Origin of the sequence: Haloarcula sebkhae, from assembly GCF_014647415.1 — an archaeon.
GTDB lineage: Archaea > Halobacteriota > Halobacteria > Halobacteriales > Haloarculaceae > Haloarcula > Haloarcula sebkhae.
In genome coordinates this window covers 374,618-398,502 of sequence record NZ_BMPD01000003.1, presented here as the reverse complement: position 1 = coordinate 398,502, position 23,885 = coordinate 374,618, and the positions used below count along the sequence as shown (strand labels likewise).

Here is a 23,885-nt window from a genome sequence, read left to right as displayed (position 1 = left end):
TTTTTTGTTGTCGCGGGCGAGTCTCCCGGTATGTCGCCGACTGTTCGGACGGCTCGTCACGACGACTACGACGATATTGTCGACCTGACCAGCGATGTCTGGGCCGACCGTGCGATGGCCGATTACATTCCCGACGTGTTCCGCGACTGGGTCAACGACGATGGCGCGGACCGGAAAACCCTCGTCGCAGACGTCGACGGCCACGCCGTCGGCATCGCGCAGGCCGTCATACTCACCGAAACCGAGGCATGGTTTCAGGGGATGCGTGTCGACTCGGACCACCGGGGGAAGGGGATCGGGTCGCTGCTGACCGACCACCTCATTGAATGGGCGGCCGATGCTGGTGTGTCAGTCGGTCGAAGCATGGTGTTTTCTTGGAACGAGGCCGGACTCGGGCAGTCACTGGCTGCTGGCTTCGAAGCGGTCACGTCGTTCCGCTGGGCACACCCCGACCCGGCCGACGAGACGCCCGACATGGCTGTCGGAAACGACCCCGCGGCAGCGTGGCGCTACTGGCAGGAGAGCGACGGCCGCGATATCCTGTCAGGGCTCGCGCTCGACAGCGGGGAGAGCTGGGCGCTCTCGACGCTGACGCGGGAAACGCTCGACCAGCTGGCGACTGACCAAGCGGTCCTGACCGTCGGGGATAAGCCACAAGGAATGGCCTGTCGGGTCCGGACGGCAGAGTCTGACGGCGAGCAACTCGCGGAGTACGCGGTCGGGGTGTGGAGCGATACCGACGCTGCACGGGCCTTGTTCACGGCGATAGCCGCCGACGCAGCGAGCCTTGGCGTTGACGGGACGCGGGTCCTCATCCCCGAGACACCGCGTCACGTCGCCCAGGCCGCGTACGCCAGCGGGAACATCGATGAGTGCCCGGACTTCGTGTTCGAGATAGACGGTCTCGAAGGGTTATCATAACCGATAACGAGGACATAACACTCATTGAAATACTCGCCATACCGTCGGTAGATGAATCTGATCGGGAGCCAGCCGGCATTTCTCGCGTACGTCGCGGCGTACGGCCTCGCGGCAGTCGGGTGCGGTGTCGGGCTCTACAGAGCGACTCGCATGGAAGACCCCGATACCCGCCGCGGGATGGTCGGACTCCTGCTCTGTAGCGGCGGCTGGGCGGCGCTGGAACTCGGCTTCCTGATCACGCCTGGGACGCTTGGATACGCGTTCTACCTTGGCAGCCTCATCGTCGGTCTCGCGACAGTCGGCGCGTGGCTGTACTTCTGTTCGGCGTACACCGGGCGGGCATTCCACCGGAACCGACTGTACCGTGCGGTCGCTGTGGGCACGTATCTCGGTATCGTCATGATAAAGCTGACAAACCCGTTTCACGGCCTCTACTTCGCCACGCAGTTCATTGCCGACCCGTTCCCGCATCTGGCGATCACACACGGCGTGTTTCACTGGGTTGTGACGGGACTGTCCTACGCACTCGTCACTGTCGGCTTTTTCATGCTGTTCGAGTTGTTCCTCGAAGCGGACTACGACACCCGTCCGCTCGGCGTTCTCGTCGGGATCACGGCGATCCCGGCGGTGCTTGATATCGTCGGGTACGTCAGCGATATCCTGCTCGACATCAACCACGAGCCGCTCGGCGTCGCACTGTTCGCGTTCGGCGTCCTCTACGTGTACGACGAGGCGTTTCTCGCCGTGCAGTTGACCGACGGCGTCGATGATGCTGTTGTATATCTCGACGACGGGCACCACATCAAGGAGTCCAACGGTAAAGCACAGCGGCTCTTTCCGACCCTGTCCGGGAGCCGCGGACAACAGCTTGAGACGGTGTTGCCGGCCGTTTCGGAGGTCCTGCAAACGGACGAGCAGATTCTCGAACGGAACCGGGACAACGGGACGGAGTACTACCTCGTCAGCGATACCTCGTTTTCGCTGGGACAGGTCGATATCGGTCGGATACTCGTGTTCACTGACGTGACCGAAAGCGAGCGGCGCCGTCGCGAACTCGACCGACAGAACGAGCAGTTAGAGGGGTTCGCCACTGCAATCAGACACGAACTGCTGAACACGCTCCAGATAATCACCGGCCGCGTCTCCGCCGCCGGTGACGCGCTGGACCGCGGGAACGTCGACTTAGCGAAAGAATCCCTCCAGTCGACGTCCGAGACGGCCGACCGCATGTCCGAAATCGTCGACGGACTCGCGACGCTGGCTCGACATGGGCAGACAATCGACGAAACGATGCCTGTCGAGCTCCAGCCCGTCATCGAAGGAGCCTGGGACCGTGCCGACACTGACGGTCTCACCATGGCGGTCGACGTGGAGGGACAGGTCATCGCCGACCCGACACGCTTGCGGGACCTCTTCGAGAGCGGGTTCACGTTCGCGGCACACAACGACGCGTCGACGATCACGGTGTCCCGGGAGGCCGACGAAATCGTCATCACTGACGACGGGACCCCGGCGGGCGAGACGGCGGCTGAGGCCTTTTTCGAGTACGGCGGCGCGATGCCGGACGCCGAAGCCGGGATGACGCTCCCGAACCTGCGGATGCTCGCCCGGACCCACGGGTGGGACGTGACGCTCGATACTGAGTATCAGGACGGCGTTCGTATCGTCATCTCGAACGTGACGGTGGCGGGACCGCTGGAGAACTGATCCGGCCACCAGTCCGTATTACCCGCCGCTGACCGGCGGGAACAACGCGAGTTCCGTCTCCTCGTCGACTGCTGTCGCCAGCCCATCGGCGGCGGCGAACGGGTCCTCGCCGTTGACGAGCACCCGGATGTGGTCGGCCAACTCCTCGTTCTCGTCGAGCACCTCCTCGGCGAGCGCCGGTCGAGAGGCGAGCAGCGCATCGAGCGCCGTCTCGACCGTGGCGTCCTCCTCGATATCGACGCTGACCGACTGGCCGTCGGCCGCGTCCCGGAGGTGTGCGAACAGTTTCCACTCCATATCCGTATTCCGGGCGTCCGGCAAAAGAGGGTTCCGGACGATAGCGTGACCGGTCCGTTCAGACGAACGGGAGAAGGGCAGCCTGCGACGGCGTGCATCTGGCAGTAACGAGACCTGCCTCTCAGTTTGGTTTCTCTGAATCGTCACCAGCGGCCGGTCCGTCGTCTGCGCCGTCTCCGGTCGGCGCTTCAGAGTCCGTCGAGTCGCTGTCGTCGGCGTCGTCGGCAGCAGGCTCACCGTCTGTCTCACTGATTCGCTCTTCCGGGTCCCACACCTCGACGGTGTCGTCGCCGTTGTCCGACGGGAGGTCGTCGAACGCTTCATCAGCCGCCAGGTCGTCGCTTGCGTCCTCTACATCGGCGTTCCGGAGTGCCTCCAGCGGGTCGTCATCGGGAGATTCGTCACCGGTCTCGGTTGTCCGCTCGTCAGCGCCAACGTCGGCGAGGCCAGTATCAGCCGCTTCATCCTCGACAGTGGTGTCTGCTGGCTCGTCGGCAGTGGCGGTGTCAGCCGTGGTTGTGTCCGTGTCGGCGTCGGTCGTCTCATCGGCAGCAGTCTCGGCTCCGCCGACGTTCGTAGCACCGTCGTCGGTCGCATCGGACGCTGTCGGTTCCGGTCCGTCAGTCTGTTCGCTCCGGTCAGCAGCGTCAGACGCGCCTGGCTGAGCGTCCGAGTCAGCAGTATCGTCTCCCCGCTCGTCCGTCACAGCCGCCGTTGAAGTCGGTTCGCCTGTCCCTTCCGTGGCTTCCTCCAGCCGCCGCAACGCGTCCGGGGTAGCGATTGCGTAGATCGTGTCACCGACCGCGAGGACGCGCTCGCGGGACGGGATCGTCTCCGGCGCTGTGTCGTCGCGGGTGATCGCGACCACCGAGACCGCCAGACTACCGACCGGTGCGCCGTCGAGCGTGCTCCCTGCTTCGATGGTGGCCGTGCCCATCGTCTCGTCGGCCGCCCGGAGCAGCGACGCGAATTCCCGGTCGGAGCGGTCCTGTACCGGGAGCGTGACGAGCTTGTACTGCGTTTGTGGATCGAGTTTCGGCGTGTCGGAGGCGTCGATAGCGACCGTCACCACGTCGTCGGCGGCGCCGCGGAGCTCGCCGGTGAGCACGCGTTTCGACGGCGCTTGGTCCCAGACCTGAACCAGATCGCCAGCGCTCGCGGCATGGGCCGGGTCGGCCTGGATGGCAACGGCGTTCGTCGAGGGCGGCAGCGTCGGGCCAATACCGGCCGCCCGCGAGCCGATGGCGAGATACTCGACGGTGCCGTCGTCGGCCAGTTCGACGTCGACGTGGCCGACGCCGTAGTCGGTCTTGAGCCGGCCAACTAGCCGGTCGCGGAGTTCGTCTTTCGTCAGCCGCCGAGGGAAGAGAAAACGGCGGTCAGCGAGCGTTTCTTTCGTCTCCTCGGGCATCGGATCGTAGCCGATGATGTCGTCGATGTCTTCCGGGAGGCGAACGGACGTGACGCGGCCGACGGTCTGGACAATCTCGCTCACGTCGGCGTCGATGTTTCGGCCCCCGGTTGCGGCAAAGAGGTCAACGCCCAGCCGGTCCCCGATGCGCATTCCGCTGTAGGCCCCGACACCGCCGGCGAGGAACGCGGCGAGATTCAACAGGACCGCACTGGCCGCCAGCACGTCGTCGTCGCCGAGGATGACCTCACTGAGCGCGGTTGTCGCGCCAATAACGAGGACGACCGCAGTCAGCCCAAACAGGAGTGCCAGCCCGGTCTGAATGCGTTCACGGACGTACCAGCGGTAGAAGACAGCGATTGCGCCCGCTGGCGTCGCGGCGAGGACCGTAATAGCGAGGAGCCTGACAGCGCCCTCGACAAGCGTCCGTGACACCGTCCCCAGTTGCAGGTTTGCGCCGATCTGTGCAAGCAGTGTCGGGCCGAGCGGCGTCATGCGACCGCCTCCACGAAGGCATCGAGGTCGGTGCGGCGGCCAATCGCGTACAGTTCATCGCCGGCTTCGACGGCCCCGTCGCCACGCGGCGCGACCTGCCAGCCGTCCGGCGTCCTGATCGCGACGATAGCAACGTCGTAGACCTCTCGAACGGAAGCGTCCCGGAGCGTCGTCCCGTCGAGCGGGCCATCGGACCGGACCGTGAGACGGCGAAACCGGCTCCCGGCCCGCCGGAGGAGGGAGACCAGTTCGTACTCCCGGTGTGTCCCGCGGGGTTCGACCACGACCTTTGGCCGGGCTGAGCGCAAGAGTGGTTGGACATCCGTCCGAGTCACGGCGACGGTAAGTCGGCCCTCACCGCCGTCGGTCGTCGGTGCCTGGACCGGCGTCGGGGGTGCCTCGGCGTCGGCGATCTCCGGTTCCGTCGGTGTCTCGGCGGGCGTCTCATCTGCCACTGGGTCCGACCGGGCACTGACGACAGTCCCCCGAACCTGTGCGTCCTCAGTCAGTACTGTCACCTCGTCGTTGCGGGCCAGTCCGGTCGGCAACAGCGCCTCGACAGAAACGGCGTGGCGGTTGTCGCCCACGCGCTTCGACAGACCCGAAAACGGCGGCGCGGCGACGACCGTCGCCCGCCCCTGTTCGTCTATCGAGACGGCGGCATCGCCGAGATCGAACGCCGATTTCAGTCGCTCCTCCATCCGGCGTTCGAGTTCGCCGATACGGAGGTCGGCCGGGAACCGCCAGTCCTCGTTGCGGATTTCGGCCCGGAGCGACTCCGAAAGCGGCGGATACCCCTCCATGTCGGCCACGTCGCCGACGATTCGAATACGGACCTCGTCGCGGCCGCCGACGAATTCGACCACGTCGGCGGAGAGTTTCTTCTCGCGCAACCCCTGCAAGGAGAGTCGTTTCGGGAAGTTTGCCCCGAGTTGGTCGCCCTTGCTGTGGGCGTACAGCGACACCATCCCGACGAGGATGATTGCAGTAATTATTCGTTCGGCGTTTGGTGCCTGCGTAATCGACTTGTCCGCCAGTGCCATGAGGCCGCCGCTGACGCCGGCAAGTGCGATTGCCAACACGACAACACCGAACCCTGGCACGGTAATACCAGTAAAGTACTTGAAAGTAAACCCCAGCGCCCACGATACGAGCGCCGGTATCACTCCCACCAACAGCCCCAGATAGATCCCCATCAACACCTCGACCGGGAGTGAAGCCATGTCCACATCCTGCATGGCCGGTAGTAAATCGCTTCCGGCCCGCGGACAGTACATTTACACCGACCGGTGTAATCTGGATGGGTATGGACAGGCCGCGGAACTGGTTGGGGGCACGCGCGACGATCATCCTGCCAGTGCTGGTGGCAGTGTTGTCGTTCGTCACTGGTGTGGTCAACATCAGTGCCGTGTCGATCAGCGGGCCGCTCGGGGGCCTCATTCCGCGAAGCATACAGCGGACAGCCGGATTCACCGGTGCGCTCACTGGGTTTACGCTACTCGTTAGCGCTATCGGACTCCGACGCCGCCTGCGAATCGCGTGGTACGCGACCGTCGTCTTGCTGCCCGTGGCGGCGGTTCAGGGGCTGGTACAGAACTCGGAGGTGGCGCTTCCGTTCATTGGCACCGTGCCGAGTTCAGCCGTCTCGGTTCCGCTCATCGTGTTCTCGCTGCTTTCGCTCCCGGTGATGCTGCTGAACCGGCGGCGCTTCGACCGATCGGTCGACCTCTCGACAGCGCAACTGGCCGCTGGCGCGGCACTCCTCGGTTCGCTTATGTACGGAACGGCGGGTTCGTACGCCCTGCGCGATGAATTCACCAATCTGTCGACGGCGACCGATGCGTTCTACTACACGCTGGTCACGGCCAGTACCGTCGGGTACGGCGACGTGACCCCACAGAGCCAGCAGGCGAAACTGTTCGGGATGTCGGTGGTCGTCCTCGGAACAGCCAGTTTCGCCATCGCGCTGGGGTCGCTGCTGGGCCCGGCAATCGAGAAGCGGCTTTCGGAGGCACTCGGAAACATGACTGACGCACAACTGGACTTGCTCGAGAACCACGTACTGGTACTCGGCCACGGCGACCTGACGGAACCGATTATCGAAGAACTGACCGGCGCAATCGATTTCGTGGTCATCACACCGGACACGGAGACGGCCACGCGGCTCCAACAACAGGACATCGCCGTTCTGACCGCGGACCCGAGCGACGAAGAGCCGATGCAACGGGCCGGTATCGAGGAAGCCGCGGCGGTCGTCGCAGCGACGAACGACGACGCACAGGACGCGCTGGCGGTACTGACGGCACAGACACTTAATCCGGAGGTGAACATCGTCGCCGGGGCAACCGACCGCGAGAACATCGAGAAGCTCCGCCGAGCGGGCGCGGACACAGTCATCAGCCCGGCAGTGCTCGGTGGCCACCTCATCGTTCAGTCGGCACTGGGTCGGAAGGGGATGGAGAATATTGCCGACCACCTGCTCGACGTGAACGACGAGGACGACGCAGATATCTAGGGCCGGCCGCGGTCGACGATAGCGATGTCCGTCTCCACGTCCTCCAGCCGTTCGAACGTCGGCGGGGAGATGAACCGCGACGCCTTGCTCCGGTCACGGCTTGCTCCGATCATGACGAGGTCGTATTGCGATGCAGTATCGGACAGAAACGTCTGGATGCTTGTCCGTGGAACCCTCGTCTCGAACGCGCCTTCGTACGGTTCAATGAGATCCGCAAGCATCTCCTCAGCCCGGCGGCGGTCCCCGCGAGAGCCGATACAGGTTGCGACGGCGACCCGCCCGCTCCGGCCGGCCAGTCGCGTGGCGAAGTCGACCATGTTGTGGGCCACGTCACTGACAGACCGCACTGGGACGATTACCTGTTTCCAGCGGGTCCGGTCGCTCCGGGACCGATGGACGACGATGTCGCTCTTACTGCGAAACAGCCGCTGTAGATACGGCGTCAGCGCCCCGTGCTGGCTCTCGTATGGTGCGACGATGAGATCGCAGTTAGTTTCGTCCGCGGTTTGGAGCGTCGTCTTCGCCGGCGAACCGTCGTCGCTCGCGACGACGACCTGACAGGAGACGCCCGTTCGCGTCTCGATCCGATCGGCGTGGGTCTCCAGCCAGTCGACTTCCGCTTCGAGGTCGGTCTTGTCGGGCGACATCCCCGCAGTGGCCGGGTCACCGCCATCCCCGACGAGGCGGGTCCGGGCCGATGGTGAGTCCGACCCGCTCTCCGACCGGATGTCCATTTGTATTGTGTCCCGCGTGAGGGCTTGCCGGGCCGTGTCGGTATCGCTGTCCGAAACCACGTCCAGCAGGACGACTTTGCCGGCCTCGTGGGCGGCCGCGAGTCGTGCGCCCAACATCGCTGTCTGGCCCGCTGAGTCACCGCGCATCGGGACGAGAACGTGGTCGTCGCCGGACATCGACTCGTACAGGTACGTCGCTCGCTGCTCGTAGAACTGCTCGCGCCAGATGACAAAGAGGACTGCCACGAGTGTACTGGCGAGGAAGATGCTGGCAACGAACGTCGTCCGCTGGTTCGGTTCGACCAGCAGCGCCAGCAGGGCGGTAGAGTACGACGACGGCTCCTCGATGTCCAGCGGCCAGGTGACAACACCAGTCGCGAAAACGGCAAGGCCAGCACCGAGCGCATTGACGCCGAACTGTCCGCCCGCGGCTGTGAGATAACTGTTCGAAACGGCGAGTGCGCCCAGCCCACAGACCGCGCCAATGGTGAGTCCCGCGACGAACCGCTTCGGGTCGGAGTACTTGCTCGTCGGGTCGACAAACAGCGTGTACGACCCCGCCGCGAGTGGCGGGAACAGCAGGAAGCTCAGTTGGGGGATGGCGTTCGCGAGCGTCGTCACCAGCACGATGGCGAGCGGGACGAACACCAGCATAGAGAGGTGGACGAGGTTTTCGGTCACCTCGGCCCATCGTCTGAAGTCCTGTAGTTCACGGCGCTCAACCCGCCGGAGCCGTCTGACCGCCGCGCGGAGGCGTTTCCGGAACTGGTCGAGCATACAGTTTCCCACGGGAGAGTGTCTGTTAAGCCCTCCGCCGGAAAGCGGCGCGGTCGGCCGCTCATGCGGGTCCGATAGCCCCGACAGCATTCGCAGAATCCAGCAGTTCCGACAGTTACAGCGACGCAGCCGCCGTCAGACTGATTTCGATGGCGCGCTCGACGTTGTTTTTGGCTTTTTCTGGGAGTTCCTCGTCCTCGGTTTCGCCCTTCTGTGTCCCCTCGACGAGGTTCCCGTCGACGGTACAGATAGCGCCCGAGCGCAGGCCCTTACGGCGACACAGGGAAAACAGCGCGGCGGCCTCCATCTCGACGGCGAGCAGGCCGGCGGCCTCCCAGTCGTTGATGTACTCGTCCGTCTCGGCGTAGAAGGCGTCGTCCGTCGCGATGGGGCCGACGTGAACGTCTTCGTCGTTCGCCTCAGCGGCGTCGACCAGCGACGAGAGCACATCGTAGTCGGGGACGGCCGGGACGGACTTGGATTCGTAGCGCTGGGACGTTCCCTCGTCCTTGGCAGCGCCGTTGGCGACGACCATGTCCCCGATTTCGATGCCTTCCTGAAGCGCGCCAGTCGTTCCGACGCGGATGAGCGTCTCGACGCCGACCGCCTCCAGTTCCTCGACGGCGATGGCCGTCGACGGCGACCCGATACCGGTCGAACAGATCGTCAGTTCGCGGCCGTCGTAGGTCGCGTTGACGAGTTTGTACTCGCGGTTCTGTGCGACGACCTCGTGGTCGTCACAGAGACCGGCGATGCGGTCGACGCGGCCGGGGTCGCCCGGCACGAGCGCGATGTCTGTCAGGTCACCCGGTTCGACGAGTAGATGCGGTTGTTTCGCCATACAGGCCAGTCGCACGGAACTATTTAGTAGTCAGTGGATTCCCGTCGGTCACAACAGTGAGGTAGGACGGCCGCAAGAGAGGACGTATGGCAGACGATATCTCGCTGTTCGACAGGCGGATGCGAGGGCCGGCGGGTATCGCTCTCGCCGCCGGAGTCGTCCTCGGACTGCTGACCGGCTACACCGTCGGCGCGGGAACGCCGGACGGCCCCTCGTGGACCCTCGTCGTCCCGTTCGCGCTGCTCGCCAGCGTCTTCCTGTATCTCGGGGCCTACAGAAACCTCTCGAAGCGGGTCGAGGATACGTAGCTCACAGTCAGGTGACGAGCACCGGGACGAACAGCGCGAGCGCCGTCCCGAAGATGAACGCCGTGAGTGCCCACTGTCGGATGATCTCGTCAGCGTCGGCCCGGACGCTACCGCCGAAGCGAGGCATGGCGATCCGAGCGAAGAAGTAGTAAATGAACGCGGAGATGCCGGCAATACCGACGATATGGGGTATCAGCGGGACACCGTTGAGCGAGACCGCCGTCGGGAGCGCAAACGAGAGGCCAGCGACGACCGCGCCGTACAGCAGCGCCGCGACGAGGGCGGTGCCGTGATGGACAGCGACAGCGAGGGGGCGGCTCACTGCGGCCGGGTCGGCGCGAGTGAGGCCGGCCGCGGCGACGTGTGCCGGCAGATACCCCTGATCCTGTGTCACCATCGGGATATTCAACAACAGACCGACGACCGCACCGGCGACGACACAGACGAACGCCCACTGCGCGATGGGGTAGTCAAGCACGTATCGTCCCTCGTTCGCAGTGCCAATGAGCATTGTGTCATGAGATCAGAACGGCAAACCGACGACCGCTCTAAATGCGGGATCTGTGGCTAGGACAGCCTACTGTCAGGATTTTGGTCAGTATGCCTCACCGAGTGCCAGCAGGCCTGTTTCAGCGTCCGCAACTGTGGCGTCTCGGTATACCCAGATACCGCCCTCAGCAGTCGATTCACTCAATATAGTACACCACGATGATATATATGTAGTCGTGTAGAAAAGTGACACAAGTTATATCATGACACAGCAGCGCTACCAGAACGGAAAGCAGGTGATCAAACGCTGGGACGATGTTTTCAAGGCCGTTACGGCCGAGCCGCGGCGACAGCTCATTCTCTCGTTGTCGGACGCCCACCCCGACGAGATAGTCCCACTCCCAGAAAGTGCCGTAAACCCCAACGTCCCGCGCGACCCGACGGTCCTTCGACAGAGACTGTACCACTGTCACCTGCCGATGCTGTCCGACCACGAGTTCATTACGTGGGATACAGAGCCACTGGTCGCCGGTCGCGGACCGCGGTTCGAAGAGGTGGCAATCGTGCTCGAATCGCTACAGTCCAACGCGACGGACGTGCCGGATTCGCTGGTGTTCGGGTGTCAGCGGCTCGAGCAGGAACGACAGGAGCGATTCAGCGATTCGGTGGCAGAATAACGCCACCTTCAGACCGGGCTGAACAGGAACAGGACGATGTTGTTCGTGGCCGGGCCGATGCCGACAGCAGTTACGAGGGCGAGCAGCAGGCTGGCTTCCGCGGGGTCTTCTTCAAGATAGTCGTCCAGCAGGAAGACGACCCCAATCGCCACGAGCAGTTTGACGAATACGAACAGCCAGCCTTTGCCGAGATACGGTGCTGTCGGGAGCGTGCCGGCGAACTCCATAATACGGGCCGGTATCGGCGTTCGCTCCGTGATGCCGATAACGTCAGCGCCGACCGCCGTCGAGACGCCGTCGAGCATATGCGCGAACACGACCGTCGGGGCCGCATAGCGCATCCGGACGACGACCGGGGTCCGCCACAGCGCGACCGCAAGCACCGTCACGGCACTCACGACGATTGCGACGACGACGGCGACGGTCGGCCAGATGAGCCCCAGTAGGCCGGATTCCAGTGCCATCACGACGGCGATGACGAGCAACACGGTCAGGAGTCCGATGCCGATGTACCCCAGATTGCGCGATATCGTCTCGCTGTGGCCGCGCCGGACACTGAACAGCGTCAGCGTGATCCAGATGACGCCCAGCGTGACGAACGTCGTCAGGTACACCGCCGGTGCGCCGAACAGCGGTGCGACCACGGGCCTGTACGCTGCAATCGGCGGCTGGTGGAACGCGTGGAGCGCGCCGCCAAGTGCCATCCACGGCGTCAGGGCGACCACAGTCCGCTGGTCGATCGGTGGTTCGAGGGCGTACAACAGCGCTGTCACCACGAGTGTGCCCGCAAGCAGCGCCACAGTGTACTCAAGCGGCGGGAGCGCTAACCCCGAAGGCAGTACCATGTCCCTCACGCCGACGCCTACGAGGGAAAACCTTCCGAACGAGACCGACGGAGGGCACATCGGCACGAGCGGCGACCGTCGGACAGGGAGCCAGTAGCCCCCACCGCTTGCCGCCCGCCGTCTTTACGTAGGCACCGCGTGTCACCTCGCGGTATGGACGATATACCAGACCGCATCGAACATACGGTCCTCGGACCGACGACGACACCGGACGACGTACGAGCCTGCCTCGACGAGGCGCTGCAGTACGGGATGCGGGCGTGCATTCCACCGTGTTACCTCCCGCTGGCGACGGAGTACGCGAACGTCCCGCTCACGGCGGTCATCGACTTTCCCCACGGCCAGGGGCAGACCGACAGCGTCTGTCAAGCGGCCAAGCTGGCCTGGGATGCCGGAGCCGACGAACTGGATATGGTGTGCAACGTCGGCTTGCTCAAGGCCGGGGAGGACGACGCCGTCCGGGACCACATCACCGAAGTCGTCGCCAGCGTTCCAGTTCCCGTGAAGGTCATCGTCGAAGCGCCGCTGCTCTCCGACGACGAACTCGAACGGGTCGGACAGATCGTCGCAGACGCCGACGCCGCGTATCTCAAGACGGCGACAGGGTTCAGCGAGGGCGGCGCAACAGTCCACGACGTGAAGATCCTCAGCAAGTACCTCCCGGTGAAAGCCAGCGGCGGCGTCGGGTCGTGGGCCGACGCCGAGGCGATGTTCGAGGCTGGAGCCGAGCGAATCGGTGCGTCGAGCGGCGATACCATCGTTCGGGAGTGGCAGGCCGCGACGGAAGGCGAGACTCCAATCGAGCCGGAGACAGATCGGGACGACGCGGATACAGATAACGGCTACTGACCGGTCCAATCCGTCGCCCTTTTGCCGTCCTGGCGATAGTGTCTGGATGAATGGCCCGGTATCACATCGAGACGTACGGGTGCACCTCGAACAGAGGTGAGACCCAGCAGATCGAGCAGGCGCTCCGGGAGGGCGGGCACCACCCCGCCGACGGCCCGGAGTCCGCCGACGTGGCGATACTCAACACCTGTACGGTGCTTGAGAAGACCGAACGAAACATGCTCGCACGGGCCAAAGAACTCGACAAGGAAACGCCAGCCGACCTCGTCATCACGGGCTGTATGGCGCTCGCACAGGGCGAGGAGTTCCAGAGCGCCGACATCGACGCCGAAGTGCTCCACTGGGACGACGTCCCACAGTACGTCCTCAACGGCGAGTGCCCGACGATCACGCCGGACACTGAAACGGTGCTCAACGGCGTCGTCGGCATCCTCCCCATCGCCCGGGGCTGTATGTCGGACTGTTCCTACTGTATCACCAAGCAGGCGACCGGGCGGATCGAATCACCCTCGGTCGAGGAAAACGTCGAGAAGGCTCGTGCGCTCGTCCACGCCGGCGCAAAGGAAATCCGCATCACCGGCCAGGACACCGGCGTCTACGGGTGGGACACGAACCAGGGAACGAGCCTCCTGCCGGAGCTACTCGACCGCATCTGCTCCGAGATCGACGGCGACTTCCGGGTGCGTGTCGGCATGGCGAACCCGAAGGGCCTCCACGGTGTTCGCGAGGAACTCGCGGCGGTGTTCGCCGAGCACGACGAACTGTACAACTTCATCCACGCGCCGGTCCAGTCCGGCAGCGACGACGTGCTGGCAGATATGCGCCGCCAGCACGCCGTTTCGGAGTATCTGGAAGTTGTCGAGACGCTGGACGACCACTTAGACTACTGGACGCTATCGACGGACTTCATCGTCGGCTTCCCGACCGAGGAGCCGGCCGACCACGAGCAGTCGATGGCGCTGCTGCGCGAAACCCGCCCCGAGAAGATCAACGTCACGCGCTTCTCCAAGCGGCCCGGTACCGACGCGGCCGATATGAAAGGGCTGGGCGGCCAGACGAAGAAGGACCGCTCGAAGGAGATGAGCGAGGCGAAGATGGAACTGATGGCCGAGGCTTACGAGGAGATGGTGGGCCGCACGTCTTCGGTCCTGCTCGTCGAGGACGGCACCGACGAGTCGCTGGTGGGCTACGACGAGGCCTACCGGCAGGTCGTCATCGCCGACGCACAGGAGCGCGGCCTCGAAATCGGTGACACGGTCGAGGTGGAGATCACGAGCCACAACACCGTGTACGCCTTCGGCGAGCCAATCGAGCGGGCGCAGGTCGCGGACTGAGCGGGCCGCCGTCGCAAATTTTCAGTCGAAACCGATCGGACAATCAGTCGCCGCGATAGGCTTCGCGAAGGAACGTGACCGCTGCGCCGAACATCGCGAGGTTCCCGAAGAAGGCCAAGCGCTCGCCGCCCCGGTCGTCCGGGTCGGCGTTCCAGAAGTCGTGCATCGTCGGCGTGACGACGGCCAGAAACGTGGCGACCGCACCGGTCGAAATCCGGGGGAGCCGCCAGAACGCCGTCCCCAGCCCACCGACCAGCATCATTCCCGAGGCCAGCGGGGCCAGCAGGTCCGGCGCGGGGACGCCCGCGGACTCGGCGTACTCGATGGCGTCTTCCATGTCACGGAAGTCCTCGGTGGCCTGCAGAGCCAGACCGAGACCGAACAACAGTCGTCCAAGCGCGAGCCAGCTACGTGATGAGTCGTCACCCATATGCTACGGCATGGCACGGAAGCTACTAAAACGTCACTCCAGATCGGCAAGCCGCTCTACTTCTTCGTCGTCTTTCCACTCCCCCAGTTCCTTCGGGTCGACGTGGATGAACGCGTCGTCGACCTCCGGAAGTTCCTCGATGGACTTGATGACCGCCGTCTCGATGTCGTGGGCCTCGAACAGCGTCAGGTCGCCCTCCACCTCGATGTGGAGGCTCACGTCGATTTCGGGACCGACGTAGTGAGCGATAACGTCGTGTGCGCCGCTGACCTTCGGATGGTCGAGCGCGCGGCGGAGAATTTCGCGCCGGAGGTCTTCCGGCGGTGCGCCGCCGACCAGATACGTGACGTTTTCTTGGACGACCTCGATGCCGGTGTAGATGATGCCGACGGCGACGACGAGTGCGGCCAGCGGGTCGGCGATTGGATAGCCGGCCATTGCACCGGCGACACCGACCAGCGCCGCTCCGGCGGTGAGGATGTCGTTGCGGTTGTCCTTCGCCGTCGCAATGAGCGCCGGGGAGTTCCGGTCCGTGCCCGCGCGGAGACAGTAGCGATAGAGGGCGTACTTCGCGACGGCCGAGAACACGAGTACGAGTACAGCGGCTGGCCCCTGTGTCACCGAGACGTCCCCGGTCAACAGGGCAGTCCCGGCGTTCCAGAGGACGAACCCGCCAGCGGCGAAGATACCCGCGGCGACGAACAGCGAGACGAACGGCTCGATGCGCTCGTGGCCGTGGGGGTGCTCGAAGTCCGGCGGGCGGGTCGTCAGATACAGCCCGGCAACGATGACCAGCGAGTAGGCGGTGTCGGCGGCGCTGTTGATCGCCTCAGACTGGACGGCGAAGCTCCCGGTGGTGAGCCAGACGCCGGCTTTCAGCAGCACGAGGAGAAGGTTGACGCCGAGAACGAGCAGGCCGACCCGCCTGAGCGTCGCGCGGCGTGACATTGCTCCCCCGTTGTCGGGCCGCCGTCAAAGCCGCTTCGACACTGACCTATCCCTGTGGCCGAGGCCGGGACGCGAAGGTTGCCTTCGTTGGTGAGAACGGATCATACACCGACTGGTGGCAGTTACAGTACACCTTGTCGGCGGCTTCGAACTTCGCGCTTCCAGGCGTCTTTTTGTACCCGGGATTACAGCAGAGGTGCGTACAACGGTTCACCCATGCGATGAAATCCTCGGCGGTGGCCGCGTCTATGAATTCACGTATCTCACCGGCGAGGTCGGCGTACTCGTCTTCACCGGCGGCCATCTTCGAGACGGCGGGTGTCCGGAGTACCTGAACCTGAATCTCCTTGACGTCCTCGCCCTGTGAACGCCAAGTCGCGACCGCTGGCTTGCCGAGACCGTCGCTACCGATGTCGTTTCCCCACGACTCGTAGTCCTCGAAGTGCTCGACACGGAGTTTGTCCCCGTCGTTCAACTGTGATTGCCAGTCATACGTCCCTTCGACCTGAGGAACCCATCGCGCTCGGGGTCTGGTTCGAGTCCCGCAGCGACTTCGAGCCCACAGTACTGGAACCACTGCTGGGAGTACGTCAGACCGCCCAGTTCGCCCTTGGCGATACGGAAGGTGTCACCGCCCGCTGTCTCCTCTGAGATGGACGGCCAGATGCCGCGGAGCGCGCCATCGGATATCTCCAGCGGGACGATCGGCATCGGTCGGTTCGCCGGGCCAGCGATGTTCCGGATGCCGACATAGGACACGGTACCGCCACCGACGCCGCCTTGGTCGGTCGTTGCGTTGACTGCGAGGCCACCGACGGTTGTCATCCCCGACAGCGCACTGGCGCCGACCAGTCCTTTGACGAAGCGGCGGCGACCGGATGGAGCCGGGTACTTATCACGCTGGCCGTGATTTGGAGGGCCTTCTTGGGTCATAGGACCATACGACGGTTTGACGGCCACTGAAAAAGGCCCACCCGATGCTTTTCAGCTACCGGAAATCGGCTGTTTTACCACAGTTCCACCGGCGAAGACCGTAGCTTAGCTGGATGCCAGGACAGCCGGTCTACTCGACTCGGACAGCCCCATCCGCAGGAGCGGTCGTCCCGTCCTGTGACGCGAACGCGGCGTAGAGCCGGTCGTACGTCTCTTCGACAGCCTCGACGATGACTTTCGTATCACTGATGACCGGCATGAAGTTGGTGTCGCCGTTCCACCGCGGCACGATGTGAGTGTGGAGGTGGTCGTCGATGGAGCCGCCGGCCGCGGAGCCGCCGAGATTCAGCCCGGCGTTGAACGCGTCCGGGGAGAGTGCAGTTTCGAGAGCGTCGAAGGTCCGCTGTTTCAGTCGAGCGTGGTCGAGCAGGACCTCGTCGTCAAGGTCACCGTACTCGCCGGTGTGGGTGTGGGGAATGACCATCGCGTGGCCGGGGTTGTACGGGTAGTTGTTCAGGAGGACAAAGGCGTGGTCGCTTCGCGCCACGAGATTGTTCGTCCGGTCATCGTCCTGTGTCTGAAACGCACAGAACACGCAGTCGACATCTGGGTTCGCCTCCTCGCGTTCGACCCACTCGATGCGCCACGGCGCAAACACCTTGTCCATACCGCCAGTTGTCGACCCACCAGCAAAAACGACGTGACTGATGCCGGGAAAGAGATATATAAAAGCATTGGCCGTTCACGCAACCTGACCGGCCTCTGTGGCCTCAGAAGGCTTTTTAAACATTCTCGTAGAATCTGAGGTTGTAATCGGCTGAAATCGGTCGCAGTCCTGCGATAAACAGTGCTGAACGGACCAGAACTGAAGGTGGTTTTTATACTCTCTACCGGGTTTGTATCAGGCGGGATGGCAGCGATAAACGACGGCGTTGACATGGCCGAACACTGTTCGACGTGTGACCGTGAGACACCGCACGCCGTGCGTGTCCAGATACAGACAGAGTCCGATAAACGCGAAAACGCGGCGTTTTCCCGAGAGCCGTATCGGGTTAGCGAGTGTCAACTCTGTGGGACAACCACGTCGACGCGGATGAACAACGCCTAACCATCCCACACACCCCACCCCACCCCACCCTTTCCGTACGCCACGCGGTCTCTGACTGCGTGGCCACACACCCCCCACCCACCCGTTTCAATACGCCACACGGTCTCTGACTGTGTGGCCACACACCCCACCCTTTCACACGCCTTCCGAGCGATAGCGTTGCTACTCGAGAACAGTAGTCCGAGATCACCCAACGGGTTCGAAACCGGTGTCGCGCTACCGCGAGCGCGTCGTCACTTCACAGCCGTCCTCGGTGATGATGACGGTGTGTTCCTTCTGGCTGACGTACGCGCCGTCCTGCTCTTTGAGCACTGGGTAGCCGTGGACGATGTCCTGCTGTTTCAGGCGGCGAAGCGCCATCTCCGCTCGCGGCGAGTCGAGCCAGCGGGCGGCAAACGGTAGCGTGCGGTACTCCTCGGTGATCTGTTCGAGGACCTGCCGGGCCTGCCGGTTCCGTACCGACCCTTCCCGTTCGAGGGCGAAAATCTCCTCGTCGGCTCCTTCCTGTACCTTGCCACGGCCGTCGGTGGCGAACGGCTCGATAGCGACCACGTCGCCCACGTCGAGCGTCGCGCCCTGTGCCACTTCGCGGTTCGGGATATTCGGCGACGTGTGTTGCTCCCAGTGGCCGAGTCCGTGGCCGGTGAGGTTCACGACGGGGTTGTAGCCGTACCCTTCGATGACCTCCTCGACGGCTGCGCCGATCTGGCCCACGTCGACACCGGGGCCGGCGACGTCCAGCGCGGCGTCCAGGGCCTCCGCAGGCGCTTCAGCGAGTTCGTCCTGCCCGGAGAGGTCGACGGTTACGGCGGTATCAGCGAGCCACCCATCGACGTGGACACCGATGTCGAGGTTGACCATCTCCTCGCCGAACGTAGCGTCGTCGTCGCGCTCGGGCGTGGCGTGGGCAGCCTCCTCATCAATAGAGATGTTCACCGGGAACGCCGGCTTACCGCCAAGCTCCCGGATCTTGTCCTCTGCCCACTGGGCGACTTCGAGGTGGGAGACGCCCACCTCGACGCGTTCGGCCGCCTCGTCGCGCACCTGTGCCAGAATCTCGCCCGCTTCGCGGCATTTCTCGTACTCCTCGGAATCGAAGTCCACGTCAGTCATGCACGCCGGTTAGTCGGTGGCGGGCAAAGGGGTTTCCCTCTGGCTATCTCGTCGCGGTCTGCATCGCGGCGGTGTTCCGTTCGGCTCCGGTGTGGCCGGCATGGTCGAGAACGATTACGCCGGCACGCCCGCCAGTCGCGTCCTCGAACTCGGCGATCGCTTCTTCGGCGGCCTGTTTCGGGCCGTACGTGTCTAGGAGTTCGACGGCGCGACGAGCCAGCCCGAACCGGGCAATGGCTTCCCCTTCACCGGTCGCGCTCGCGCCGCCGCGGTCGTCCGCGTAGAAGCCAGCACCGATCTGGGGTACGTCCCCGACCCGACCAGCCAGCGCGTACCAGCGCCCGGCGGTCGAAGTCGCCGCGGCGAGCCGGTCCCCGTCGGTCGCAACCGCGCCGACAGTGTCAGTACCGCTGAAATGCTCACGGACCCAGTCGAGATGGTCAGCAGGGCCTCCGTCGGGTGGGTCAGCGGCCTCGTATCGCTGTCGGGTCTCTGCAGTCGTAAGGTCGCGACCGGTTTCGACGCCGGAACCCGCCGCGAACGCAACGGCTTCGTCGCCGGCAAGGAGGACATGTGGCGTCTCAGTTGCCACAGTATAGGCTACATCCGCAGCGTGTACAACACCAGACATTGCACACGCCGCGCCGGTCTGGCCATCGTGGGTCATCACTCCGGCGTCAGTCCGGACTTCGCCGTCACTCTGGACAGCGCCACCGACGCCAGCGTTGAACGCCGGGTCAGATTCGAGGGGGCGAAGCGCGGCCAGCACCGCCTCCATCGGACCCTCCGCCGCCGTTGCCTGTTCAGCGGCGTCTGTGAGCGTTTCCTGCCGAGTAGCCGGTGACTCCGGTGGACTGCCCGCGCCGCCGTGGACGATGACCTGCATACAGCCCCGTTGACACACGAAAGGCATATCACCTCCGGCAGTTGCGATAGTGACGTGCCGGCATGCGGTCGTGACCTTTCTTTACGCACTGTGTTACCACGTCTGAGGCAAAGCGGCACGCCTTTAGGGGCGACTATCAATTGGCGGAATATGGGCTACGATTACGACAAAGTGGAGGTTCCCGACGAGGGACAGCAGATTCAGGTCACGGAGGACGACGAACTTGACGTTCCGGAAAACCCGATCATCCCCATCATCCACGGGGACGGTATCGGAACGGACGTCGGTCCGGCCGCACAGAAAGTGCTCGAAGCCGCCGCGAACGCGACCGGTCGTGACATCTCCTGGATGCGCGTCTACGCCGGCCAGTCCGCCCGGGACAAGTACGACGAGAATCTCCCTGATGACACCGTCGAAGCCATCAAGGAGTTCAACGTCGCTATCAAGGGCCCGCTGACGACACCGGTCGGCGCTGGTTTCCGCTCGCTGAACGTCGCACTCCGCAAGACGCTCGACCTCTACGCGAACGTCCGCCCGACCTACCACATCGAGGGCGTCCCGTCACCGGTCAAAGACCCCGAGGAGATGGACATGGTCACCTTCCGGGAGAACACCGAGGACGTCTACGCCGGCATCGAGTGGGAGGCCGGCACCGACGAAGTCGAGGAGGTCAAGGAGTTCGTCGAGGACGAGATGAACTTCGACGAGACCATCCACGACGGCCCGGTCGGCATCGGCGTCAAGCCGATCACCGAGTTCGGGACCAAGCGCCTCGTCCGCGAGGCCATCGACTACGCCCTCGAAGAGGACCGCGACAGCGTCACGCTGGTCCACAAGGGCAACATCATGAAGTTCACCGAGGGTGCCTTCCGCGACTGGGGCTACGAGGTCGCCGAAGAGGAGTACGGCGAGCACGTCATCACCGAGGACGAGCTGTGGGACGAGTACGACGGCGAAGCGCCCGAGGACGCGCTCGTTGTCAACGACCGTATCGCCGACAACATGCTCCAGCAGCTCCTGACCCGGACCGACGAGTACGACATCATCGCGACGATGAACCTCAACGGGGACTACATGTCCGACGCCGCCGGCGCACAGATCGGCGGGCTCGGCATCGCCCCCGGTGCGAACTTCGGCTCGGCCCGCTGTCTCGCAGAGCCGGTCCACGGCTCCGCACCGAAGTACGCCGGCGAGGACAAGGTCAACCCGACCGCGATGATCCTCTCCGGCCGCCTCATGCTCGAATACATGGGCTGGAAGGACGCTGGCGAGCTCGTTCGTGACGCCGTCGAGGAGACCATCTCCTCGGGCAACGTCACCTACGACCTCGAACGCCAGATCGAGGGCGGCACGAAGCTCGCCACCAGCGAGTTCGCAGAGAAGGTCGTCGAGAACATAGAGAAACTCTCATAAGCGAGTCAAGCTGCCTACAGAGACGCTCCATTTTTATCGCACAGTACGGGTCGAGAGCGACGAGACAGGCGCGGGGTCTGTCAAGAGAGCAGAACTGTCGCTCGGCGGCCTCTTTTCTCTACGGAGCGTATCCGGTCCGAGAAGCGTTACTCGGTCAGCGGCATAACCACGCCGAACACGAGCGGCGAGAGGAGTCCGAGGAGAATGCCAAGCATTTCTATGTCGACCAGCAGCGTGTCGCCCCAAGCAGGCAGCGTCCCGAGAACGGCGCTCCCGGCGACTTCGCCCGCAATGCCGAGGAGGAACAGCCCTGCCCCGAGCATGAACCCGCGCTTTGCGAGTGTCGCGTAGTCCGCGTTCAAGTTTTGACTCATACAGGTGAGTTCTCGTGGGGCTACTAAGCTCTCTCGGATCGAAAGAGCTACAAACGCATTCGTAGTGATATCCGCACACACATGGTTTCAGAATCGATTCCGGAGCTATTCGAACTCCTGCTCTCGACGCTGCTCGCGGCCGGACTAACCGTCGGGGGAGCGCTCACCGAACAGGCCGCTCTCGCCGACCTGTCTGGCGGTATCTCCGCGTTCGCTGCCTGGGAGGTGTACATGGGTCTGGTTCTCCTGTACGCCAGCTATATGCTCGCCTCACGCCGAGTCGTGCCTGCGCTCGGTAGCGCCTGATTGTTCTCTGCAGGCGGACTATTAGTCCTGAAGCGACCGCTGGGTCGTGTTTGCGACCCACTCCGGCTGTTTCACTGTCGTCGACCCGATATGTCGTAGCCGCATCTCTTGTGTGACACGAACCTGCCGGTCGCTTCGTTCAGCGTCGAAGGCCAGCCGAAACGCCGAAACGGTGCCGTCGTGGCTGACGCGGAGTCGGACGGAGACGTTTCGGGGGTCGCTCACGAACAGCGGTGTATTGAGCCTGTCAGGATTCGTGAAACGAGTCCCAACGAGGACGACAACGCCGTCACTCCGGTCGGCGACAGAGAGAGTAACGGCTTCGCCGACGCTACGTATCGTCCGGCGCTCCGAGAGATCCGAGACCGGGCCGTCGTCGCGGACCGGCCACGTGATCCGGTTACGCCCGTTCGCTCGCTCGTCGTACTGGGCCGCGACGATGGAACCGTTGGTCCAGTAGTCGATGCGGGTGGTGAACGTGTTCAGTTCGGTGCCGTTCTGGCGGAACCGCCCGGCGTACGTCGTCTTGTTCGCCGCGACGTAGCGCGTGTGGTTGGACCGACGGAGTACCGTCCCGTTGCTGTCGGTGACCTGCTGGCGGGTGACCAGCGTGTAGTTCGTCGTCGCGAGCGTCCGCGCGTGAGCGCTGGCCAGCGTTGACGGCACCACTGCGTCGTCGCTCACGCCCGGCGGATACCCGACCCCGTCGGTCGGCACCGCTGCCGGCGTGACCGTCTCGGGGCTGTCCGGCTGAACGAATCCAGAACACCCGGCGAGTACGAGCGCGAGCGTCACGATGGCAGCCACTGCCCGCGTCATTAGCTACCATACGGCCGCAGGACTCAAACAGTTGTGGTTAGTCCTGCCAGTCCGGGTTCGGTCTGGGCGGACTGAACACGTCAATGCCGCGGACCGGCTCCTCGCCGTCGTTGCGCGCCTCGTGCGGTTCCTCGCTCGGGACCACGTAGGAGTCTCCGGGGCCGATGACGTACTCCTCGCCGTTGACATGGAAGGTGAAGGTTCCTTTCACCACATAGCCGACCTGTTCGTGGCGGTGGCTGTGTTCCGGGACGGCCGCACCGGGTTCGATATGGAACTGCTGGACACTCATCTGCTCTCCGACGGCCATCTGTGTCAGGTGCACGCCGTCGACTGCTTCGACTGTCTCACAGGCCGCCTGTGGTACTTCTTCCATGCTCAGCTATGTCAGGTCCACCGCACCTAAGCCTTCGTCCCCCGGCATCCGACGTCGGTGGATTCAGTACTGTCCGGCCCTGACAGAAAGGCATGTACGCGGTCGTCGGGTGTAGTGATTGTAGCGCGCTGTGGGTCACCGAGGGGCGACCGGAGACGACCCAGTGCCCGCGGTGTGGCACGCGCCGCAAACACGAGAAGCGCCGGAAGTTCGTCGAAACGGACGATGAGGCCCACGCCCGCGAGGTTCGGGCGTCGATGCTGGCGAACCGACGGGGGGAGGGTGACGCCTTCGCGGAGCTGGACTCCTACGCCGAGATGGAGCGGCAGGTCGACGACGCGGGGGTAGACGACGAGACATACCTCGAAGATTCGGGCGTCGACACCGACGCCGTGTCGGCGGCTGCCGACCGCGCCGAACAGGGGGCGACGGGCGGATCGAGCCGCAAGGAAACGGTAACGAACGCGTTGCGGGAGCTGGACGAGCCGACCGAGGACGATATCGTAGGCTACGCCGAGGAGCGTGGCGTCCCGGCGTCGTACACACGGAAGGCGTTGAAAAAGCTGGTTCGTGCCGGCGAGGCATCGGAAAGCCGGGGGCAGTACCGGCTGCTATGACCACGACACTGGATTTCGAGCCCGGGCCGGTCGCGGTCGGGACGCTCGTCGGCCTCTCTGGACTGCTGTTCTTGCTCACGCCGGTCGTCGAACCCGTTGCAGTCGGTTCGCTGCGGGTGAGCACGGTCGCGCTCTCGGCGGTCGTTCTCACGCTTGGGTTCACGCTGGGGACGGTCGTGTTCGCTCGTCGGGGCCGCCGGCTGTTCGCCATCGCTCACGGGGTGTTCGCCGTCGCGTGGGCGTTGCTTGTGCTGGGTCCGCTGCTCGGGCGGGAAGCGCTCCTGCTCGCCGGCGTCATCGTGCTCGTCGCGGGGGCCGGCTTTCTGGTGAGCCAGAGCCGGGAGCGATAGCGCACCGCCCCG

27 protein-coding genes and 1 pseudogene are annotated in these 23,885 nt (G+C 64.2%); 12 read left to right on the top strand and 16 right to left on the bottom strand.

Annotated features, from left to right (window positions below; genetic code table 11):
- The first annotated feature begins 30 nt into the window (after positions 1-30).
- A complete protein-coding gene (locus IEY38_RS11775; RefSeq protein ID WP_188977993.1) occupies positions 31-921 on the top strand; it encodes a GNAT family N-acetyltransferase in 891 nt (296 codons plus the stop codon).
- A gap of 51 nt (positions 922-972) precedes the next feature.
- Positions 973-2,628: a histidine kinase N-terminal 7TM domain-containing protein gene (locus IEY38_RS11770; RefSeq protein ID WP_188977991.1), complete on the top strand. Its 1,656-nt coding sequence runs from the start codon at positions 973-975 to the stop codon at positions 2,626-2,628.
- Positions 2,629-2,646: 18 nt separating this feature from the next.
- Here the strand turns inward: IEY38_RS11770 and IEY38_RS11765 are convergent, their stop codons facing one another.
- From IEY38_RS11765 to IEY38_RS11755, 3 genes are all read right to left on the bottom strand, one after another.
- On the bottom strand, positions 2,647-2,925 hold the full coding sequence (locus tag IEY38_RS11765; RefSeq protein WP_005535852.1) for a ubiquitin-like small modifier protein 1: 279 nt from the start codon (positions 2,923-2,925) through the stop codon (positions 2,647-2,649).
- Between the two features lie 121 nt (positions 2,926-3,046).
- The gene (locus IEY38_RS11760; RefSeq protein WP_188977989.1) at positions 3,047-4,831 is read right to left on the bottom strand and encodes a potassium transporter TrkA; all 1,785 of its coding nucleotides are present in this window, start codon (positions 4,829-4,831) and stop codon (positions 3,047-3,049) included.
- The gene (locus IEY38_RS11755) at positions 4,828-6,108 is read right to left on the bottom strand and encodes a potassium channel family protein (RefSeq protein ID WP_188977987.1); all 1,281 of its coding nucleotides are present in this window, start codon (positions 6,106-6,108) and stop codon (positions 4,828-4,830) included. The genes IEY38_RS11760 and IEY38_RS11755 overlap by 4 nt, the downstream gene beginning before the upstream one ends.
- A gap of 29 nt (positions 6,109-6,137) precedes the next feature.
- Between IEY38_RS11755 and IEY38_RS11750 the strand changes: the two genes are divergently transcribed.
- Complete coding sequence (locus IEY38_RS11750) at positions 6,138-7,346, top strand: NAD-binding protein (protein ID WP_188977985.1); 1,209 nt, start codon at positions 6,138-6,140, stop codon at positions 7,344-7,346.
- Here IEY38_RS11750 and IEY38_RS11745 read toward each other — a convergent pair.
- Positions 7,343-8,857 carry an HPP family protein gene (locus IEY38_RS11745; protein WP_188977982.1) on the bottom strand — a complete coding sequence of 505 codons (1,515 nt, stop codon included), beginning with the start codon at positions 8,855-8,857 and terminating at the stop codon, positions 7,343-7,345. The genes IEY38_RS11750 and IEY38_RS11745 overlap by 4 nt on opposite strands.
- Before the next feature lie 115 nt (positions 8,858-8,972).
- Positions 8,973-9,698 (bottom strand): nucleoside phosphorylase, encoded by a 726-nt coding sequence (locus IEY38_RS11740; RefSeq protein WP_188977980.1) that lies wholly within the window; start codon positions 9,696-9,698, stop codon positions 8,973-8,975.
- Between the two features lie 86 nt (positions 9,699-9,784).
- Here IEY38_RS11740 and IEY38_RS11735 point away from each other — a divergent pair, with 86 nt between their 5' ends.
- A complete protein-coding gene (locus tag IEY38_RS11735) occupies positions 9,785-10,006 on the top strand; it encodes a hypothetical protein (protein ID WP_005535862.1) in 222 nt (73 codons plus the stop codon).
- A 7-nt stretch (positions 10,007-10,013) separates the two neighbouring features.
- On the opposite strand, the gene IEY38_RS11730 is transcribed toward IEY38_RS11735, so the two are convergent.
- Entirely contained in the window at positions 10,014-10,517 is a 504-nt protein-coding gene (locus IEY38_RS11730) for a hypothetical protein (protein ID WP_188977978.1), read from the bottom strand.
- A gap of 241 nt (positions 10,518-10,758) precedes the next feature.
- Between IEY38_RS11730 and IEY38_RS11725 the strand changes: the two genes are divergently transcribed.
- Entirely contained in the window at positions 10,759-11,172 is a 414-nt protein-coding gene (locus IEY38_RS11725) for a hypothetical protein (RefSeq protein ID WP_188977976.1), read from the top strand.
- Between the two features lie 8 nt (positions 11,173-11,180).
- Here the strand turns inward: IEY38_RS11725 and IEY38_RS11720 are convergent, their stop codons facing one another.
- Positions 11,181-12,017 (bottom strand): DUF63 family protein, encoded by an 837-nt coding sequence (locus IEY38_RS11720; RefSeq protein ID WP_188977974.1) that lies wholly within the window; start codon positions 12,015-12,017, stop codon positions 11,181-11,183.
- Positions 12,018-12,170: 153 nt separating this feature from the next.
- Here IEY38_RS11720 and deoC point away from each other — a divergent pair, with 153 nt between their 5' ends.
- On the top strand, positions 12,171-12,866 hold the full coding sequence (gene deoC, locus IEY38_RS11715; protein WP_188977972.1) for a deoxyribose-phosphate aldolase: 696 nt from the start codon (positions 12,171-12,173) through the stop codon (positions 12,864-12,866).
- Between the two features lie 50 nt (positions 12,867-12,916).
- A complete protein-coding gene (locus IEY38_RS11710) occupies positions 12,917-14,200 on the top strand; it encodes a tRNA (N(6)-L-threonylcarbamoyladenosine(37)-C(2))-methylthiotransferase (protein ID WP_188977970.1) in 1,284 nt (427 codons plus the stop codon).
- A 43-nt stretch (positions 14,201-14,243) separates the two neighbouring features.
- Here the strand turns inward: IEY38_RS11710 and IEY38_RS11705 are convergent, their stop codons facing one another.
- From IEY38_RS11705 to IEY38_RS11690, 4 genes and pseudogenes are all read right to left on the bottom strand, one after another.
- Positions 14,244-14,630: a DoxX family protein gene (locus IEY38_RS11705; protein WP_170098382.1), complete on the bottom strand. Its 387-nt coding sequence runs from the start codon at positions 14,628-14,630 to the stop codon at positions 14,244-14,246.
- A gap of 33 nt (positions 14,631-14,663) precedes the next feature.
- A complete protein-coding gene (locus tag IEY38_RS11700; RefSeq protein ID WP_170098383.1) occupies positions 14,664-15,578 on the bottom strand; it encodes a cation diffusion facilitator family transporter in 915 nt (304 codons plus the stop codon).
- 46 nt (positions 15,579-15,624) lie between these two features.
- Positions 15,625-16,511, bottom strand: a pseudogene (locus IEY38_RS11695) (ubiquinol-cytochrome c reductase iron-sulfur subunit).
- Between the two features lie 130 nt (positions 16,512-16,641).
- On the bottom strand, positions 16,642-17,178 hold the full coding sequence (locus tag IEY38_RS11690; RefSeq protein WP_188977968.1) for an HIT family protein: 537 nt from the start codon (positions 17,176-17,178) through the stop codon (positions 16,642-16,644).
- A gap of 243 nt (positions 17,179-17,421) precedes the next feature.
- Here IEY38_RS11690 and IEY38_RS11685 point away from each other — a divergent pair, with 243 nt between their 5' ends.
- Positions 17,422-17,619, top strand: coding sequence for a DUF7835 family putative zinc beta-ribbon protein (locus tag IEY38_RS11685; protein ID WP_170098386.1), 198 nt, complete (start codon positions 17,422-17,424; stop codon positions 17,617-17,619).
- 216 nt (positions 17,620-17,835) lie between these two features.
- Here IEY38_RS11685 and map read toward each other — a convergent pair whose 3' ends face one another.
- Positions 17,836-18,732, bottom strand: coding sequence for a type II methionyl aminopeptidase (gene map, locus IEY38_RS11680; protein ID WP_005535878.1), 897 nt, complete (start codon positions 18,730-18,732; stop codon positions 17,836-17,838).
- A gap of 43 nt (positions 18,733-18,775) precedes the next feature.
- On the bottom strand, positions 18,776-19,618 hold the full coding sequence (locus IEY38_RS11675; protein ID WP_188978237.1) for an isoaspartyl peptidase/L-asparaginase: 843 nt from the start codon (positions 19,616-19,618) through the stop codon (positions 18,776-18,778).
- A 150-nt stretch (positions 19,619-19,768) separates the two neighbouring features.
- Between IEY38_RS11675 and icd the strand changes: the two genes are divergently transcribed.
- Positions 19,769-21,031 (top strand): isocitrate dehydrogenase (NADP(+)), encoded by a 1,263-nt coding sequence (icd, locus tag IEY38_RS11670; RefSeq protein WP_188977966.1) that lies wholly within the window; start codon positions 19,769-19,771, stop codon positions 21,029-21,031.
- A 146-nt stretch (positions 21,032-21,177) separates the two neighbouring features.
- Here the strand turns inward: icd and IEY38_RS11665 are convergent, their stop codons facing one another.
- Positions 21,178-21,405, bottom strand: a complete 228-nt coding sequence (locus tag IEY38_RS11665) for a DUF7860 family protein (protein WP_170098389.1) — start codon at positions 21,403-21,405, stop codon at positions 21,178-21,180.
- A gap of 81 nt (positions 21,406-21,486) precedes the next feature.
- On the opposite strand from IEY38_RS11665, the gene IEY38_RS11660 reads away from it, so the two are divergent.
- Positions 21,487-21,711: a hypothetical protein gene (locus tag IEY38_RS11660; RefSeq protein ID WP_188977963.1), complete on the top strand. Its 225-nt coding sequence runs from the start codon at positions 21,487-21,489 to the stop codon at positions 21,709-21,711.
- A 21-nt stretch (positions 21,712-21,732) separates the two neighbouring features.
- On the opposite strand, the gene IEY38_RS11655 is transcribed toward IEY38_RS11660, so the two are convergent.
- Positions 21,733-22,530, bottom strand: coding sequence for a hypothetical protein (locus IEY38_RS11655; RefSeq protein ID WP_188977961.1), 798 nt, complete (start codon positions 22,528-22,530; stop codon positions 21,733-21,735).
- A 37-nt stretch (positions 22,531-22,567) separates the two neighbouring features.
- Positions 22,568-22,906 carry a cupin domain-containing protein gene (locus IEY38_RS11650; protein WP_058997332.1) on the bottom strand — a complete coding sequence of 113 codons (339 nt, stop codon included), beginning with the start codon at positions 22,904-22,906 and terminating at the stop codon, positions 22,568-22,570.
- 92 nt (positions 22,907-22,998) lie between these two features.
- Here IEY38_RS11650 and IEY38_RS11645 point away from each other — a divergent pair, with 92 nt between their 5' ends.
- Together IEY38_RS11645 and IEY38_RS11640 are read left to right on the top strand one after the other, a co-directional pair.
- Positions 22,999-23,523 carry a DUF5817 domain-containing protein gene (locus IEY38_RS11645; RefSeq protein WP_188977960.1) on the top strand — a complete coding sequence of 175 codons (525 nt, stop codon included), beginning with the start codon at positions 22,999-23,001 and terminating at the stop codon, positions 23,521-23,523.
- The gene (locus IEY38_RS11640) at positions 23,520-23,873 is read left to right on the top strand and encodes a hypothetical protein (RefSeq protein ID WP_188977958.1); all 354 of its coding nucleotides are present in this window, start codon (positions 23,520-23,522) and stop codon (positions 23,871-23,873) included. The genes IEY38_RS11645 and IEY38_RS11640 overlap by 4 nt, the downstream gene beginning before the upstream one ends.
- Positions 23,874-23,885 lie beyond the last annotated feature (12 nt).